The sequence below is a fragment of the Micromonospora sp. D75 genome (assembly GCF_018070405.1).
GTDB lineage: Bacteria > Actinomycetota > Actinomycetes > Mycobacteriales > Micromonosporaceae > Micromonospora > Micromonospora chalcea.
This window is the reverse complement of record NZ_JAGPXV010000597.1, coordinates 1-3,695: the sequence shown is the minus strand read 5'-3', so window position 1 is coordinate 3,695 and position 3,695 is coordinate 1. Positions and strand designations below refer to the sequence as shown.

At 76.5% G+C, this 3,695-nt stretch carries 4 protein-coding genes and 2 pseudogenes; 2 read left to right on the top strand and 4 right to left on the bottom strand.

Features of this window, described 5'->3' with window-relative positions; translation table 11 throughout:
- Positions 1–316: pseudogene (locus KBX39_RS26185) on the top strand (hypothetical protein); the annotation flags it as partial.
- A gap of 3 nt (positions 317–319) precedes the next feature.
- Here KBX39_RS26185 and KBX39_RS26180 read toward each other — a convergent pair.
- The 4 genes from KBX39_RS26180 to KBX39_RS26165 form a co-directional block, all read right to left on the bottom strand.
- Positions 320–1,558, bottom strand: a complete 1,239-nt coding sequence (locus KBX39_RS26180) for a low temperature requirement protein A (protein WP_069088626.1) — start codon at positions 1,556–1,558, stop codon at positions 320–322.
- Positions 1,559–1,662: 104 nt separating this feature from the next.
- Entirely contained in the window at positions 1,663–2,505 is an 843-nt protein-coding gene (locus KBX39_RS26175) for a Sir2 family NAD-dependent protein deacetylase (protein ID WP_210873002.1), read from the bottom strand.
- Positions 2,502–2,789: a DUF1905 domain-containing protein gene (locus KBX39_RS26170; RefSeq protein ID WP_069088624.1), complete on the bottom strand. Its 288-nt coding sequence runs from the start codon at positions 2,787–2,789 to the stop codon at positions 2,502–2,504. Before KBX39_RS26170 ends, KBX39_RS26175 begins: the two co-directional genes overlap by 4 nt.
- 4 nt (positions 2,790–2,793) lie before the next feature.
- On the bottom strand, positions 2,794–3,435 hold the full coding sequence (locus tag KBX39_RS26165; RefSeq protein ID WP_210873000.1) for a DUF998 domain-containing protein: 642 nt from the start codon (positions 3,433–3,435) through the stop codon (positions 2,794–2,796).
- A gap of 132 nt (positions 3,436–3,567) precedes the next feature.
- On the opposite strand from KBX39_RS26165, the pseudogene KBX39_RS34135 reads away from it, so the two are divergent.
- Positions 3,568–3,695: pseudogene (locus KBX39_RS34135) on the top strand (sensor histidine kinase); the annotation flags it as partial.

Below are 3,695 nucleotides of genomic sequence, written 5' to 3'. Positions count from 1 at the left end.
GTGCGGGCACAGCTGGGTGCGCTGGGCCGACGAGCGGTTCGCGCACCGGTTCGCCGGCGGGCCTCCCCCGCGCCGGGCCCCGAAGTACGGGATGGCGCGGGCCCGGCACGAGTGGCGCGAGTGGGGCAAGGGCATGATCGGCTGGGCGGTCGCCTGCGCCGTGCTGCTCGGCGGCATCGCCCTGGTCGGCGACGGCGAGCGCACCGCCGAACTGTGGGCGTGGGCCGGCCGGCTCACCGTGGTGATGGCGGGCTGGCTGGTGTTCTGGCCGGTCGCGTACACCGTCTTCCCGAAGCGGGCGCCGCGCGACGCGTGAGGCTCACCCTCCGCCCCCGGCGACCCGGCCTACCGGCTGCTTCGCCGACCGCCCGGCGGCGGACGGCTCACCGCGCCGATCGACGGCGATCGCGACCAGCAGCAGCCCGGCCAGCGCCGCCAGCGCCAGCGGCGGCGGCAGCGCCGTCCCGAGCGCGGCCAGCGGCAACGCCGCACCGGCGACGGCCAGCCGGGCCGCTCCCACCGGCTGACCGGTCAGCCGCCGGAACAGCAGCCGTCCGGCCAGGTAGACGGCCGCGCCACCGAACAGCGCCACCGCGGCCGAGCGGTTCAGCCGGGGCCCGGCCTCCGGGTCGGCGACGTGCTCCAGCACCTGCTCGATGCCGAGCGCCAGGTAGATGACGCCGGCGACGAGCAGCAGATGGGTCTGGCTGTAGGCGTCCGCGGCCATCCGGTCCCGACGCGCCGCCGGTGCGGCGGCGAGCGCCCGGGCCGCCTCCGGGGACGTGCTGCGGAAGTAGAGCCACCAGAGGCAGACGGTCACCACGAAACCGACGAGCGCCACGGCGAGGACCGACGGCTCGGTGACCGCCGAGGCCGCGCCCACTCCCGCGGCCACCACCGACTCCCCCAGCGAGATGATCAGCACCAGGCCGTACCGCTCGGCGAAGTGCGTCGGGCTGCGCAGCGGCCAGGCGCCCCGGCGGGCGTACGACAGCCGCTGCCCGGCCACCTCGACGGCGAAGCCCAGCACCCACAGCGCCGCGTGCGCGGCACCGTCCAGCAGCGCGCCGAGCAGCAGCGGCACCCAGCCGACGGCGCTGACGCACGCGAAGAACCGGATCCGGGCGCGCAGTTCCGGGTCACCCGCCGCGGCCCAGTGGAACAGCGTCAGGTGCACCGCGCGCAGCACCACGTAGGCCAGCACGACGATCAACGGACCGTCCAGCCCCGGGCCCGGCGTCCACGCCTGCGGCATGGCGAGCGCGGCCAGGAACAACGCGGCCATCGCGACCAGGAACCCGCCGCGCACCACCCCGACGTCGGCGGGCGTGTGGTTGCCCAACCAGGTGTACGACAACCACGCCACCCAGAGCAGCACGAGCAGGAGCAGGCCCTTGGCCATCCCCGCCGGGGTCGGGTGCGGCTCGATCAGCGCCATGATCCGGGTGAGCGCGAAGACGAAGACCAGGTCGAAGAAGATCTCGAAGGGCGTGACCCGACGCTCGTCCGGCCCCGGCCGGGGCGCGCGCGGCCGTCGTCGCACCCGTTCGCGTCCCACGCCCGCCGCCCTCCGCCGGTCCACCTCCTGCGCCGACGGTAGGTGGCGCAGGGCGGGCGATCGGGCGATTCCCGGGATCACGCCGGGCTCGGCCTGCGGTCAGTTCAGCCGACCGCGTCGTCCGGCCAGGCGGCGCGGACCAGCGCGGGCAGCACGTCGCCGGCCGGGCCGCGCAGGTTCACCGCGCAGATCGCGTCCAGCGGCGTCGGTACCGGGTTCACCTGCACCACCGGCGCGCCGAGACGGGCCGCCACGAGCGGGATCTCGGCGGCCGGGTGCACGAGCGCGGAGGTGCCCACCGTCAGCAGCAGGTCGCAACCGGAGGCCGCCTCGACCGCCGCGTCGAGCGCGGCCGACGGCAGCGCCTCGCCGAACCACACCACCCCGGGCCGCACCGGCGCGCCGCAGTCGGCGCACGCGGGCGGGTCCAGCGGCCCGTCGTGCGCCTCCGGCGCATGCGATTCCGCCCCGTCGTGCGGTTCCGCCCCGTCGTGCGGCTCCGGCGGACCGGCGGACGGCGGCAGGTCCGACGGCAGCGGCGCGGGCCGGGCGCAGGCCGAGCAGCGGGGCGCGAACAGGCTGCCGTGCAGGCGTACCGGGGCGGGCACGCCGCCGCGCTCGTGCAGGTCGTCGACGTTCTGCGTGATCACCACGGTGTCCGGCAGCCGGGCCGCGATCGCCGCGACCGCCCGGTGCCCCGGGTTCGGCTCGGCCCGGCGCACCCCGCGCCGGCGTGTCTCGTACCAGCCCCAGACCAGCGCCGGGTCGGCGCGGAACGCGGCCGGTGTCGCCAGCTCCTGCGGGTCGTAGCGTTGCCACAGCCCGGTCTGGGCGTCCCGGAACGTCGGCACGCCGCTCTCCGCCGACATGCCCGCGCCGGTGAAGACCACCGGGCGACGCGCGGCGGCCAGCAGCAGGGCCGCCTCGGCCAGCTCCGGCCCGGTCACACGTCCACCGTCAGCCGCACGTCGACCCGGTCACCCAGCTCGATGCCCTCGGCCCGGCGCGCCGCGACCCGCAGCGGCACCACGTACCGGCCGTCCTTGGGCCACAGCGACGTCCGCCAGTCGGTGCCGCCGATGCGGACCGTCACCGGGATCATGCCCCAGCCGTAGGTGACCGACGCCGAGGCGGCCTCGATCGCCGCGCTCTGCTCGTCGGGCACCGTGACGAAGTGGTACGGCGCCGGGCCGCGCCAGAACCACACCTCGCCGCTGAACGCCAGCTCCATCCGGTCAGGATAGGGGCCGGGACCGACGGAACCCGAGCAGCCGCAGCCCGGCCGCCGTCACCCAGGCGAACAACGGGAACACGGCGACACGCTCCATGCCGCCCACGCCGATGCCGGCGTCCACCCGGGCCAGGAACAGCACGGTGCCGGCCAGCCCGAGCAGACCCAGGACCGCGCTGACGGTCCGCAGCTCACGCAGCAGCGGCGACCGGCCGAGCGCGGCGGCCAGCAGCGCCGCGTTGCCGAGCGCGAAGACCAGCAGCGCGCCGAGCACGTGCAGGTTCTCGTCCACGTCGGCCGGGTAGAGACCGGCCAGCACGTACCCGGACCCGGCGGCCACTGCCGACGCCACGGTGACGGTCGCGGCGCGGCCCGGGCGCAGCGCCCGGCGCGCGAGCAGCGCGCCGACCGCGAGCAGCAGCCCGGCGCCGACGAACACGGCGTTCATGCCCGCGTGCCACGGTGAGCAGACCGGACGCGGCCGGCTGGTGTCCCACACGCCGCAGGTCACGTTGCCGAGGTCGCTGATGTTGTGCTCGGCCCAGCTGAACCGGGGCTGGTCCCAGGCCAGGCCGACGAGGACGTTGGCGGTCAGGAACGACACGGCGGCGAGCAGCCAGCAGGCGCCCGCGAGACGGTTTCTCACCCGACGAGTGCACCGTCTCGGGGCGCCCCGGCGCACGGGGCGTGGCGGGCCGGTTCGAGGTAGGGCCAGACCTACCCGCGGATGGGGCCTGGATGGCTGGGAAGGGCGGCGGGGTCTGGCTAGCGTCACGGCATGACCGTTGATCACGGGCTGGCGGCAGCGTTGCGCCGCCGCCGCTACCTGCTGTCCGCGTGGCCGTGGCGGGCCCTGGCGTACGCCGTCACGACCCTGCCCCTGGCCGGCGCGGCGGCGCTCGGCGC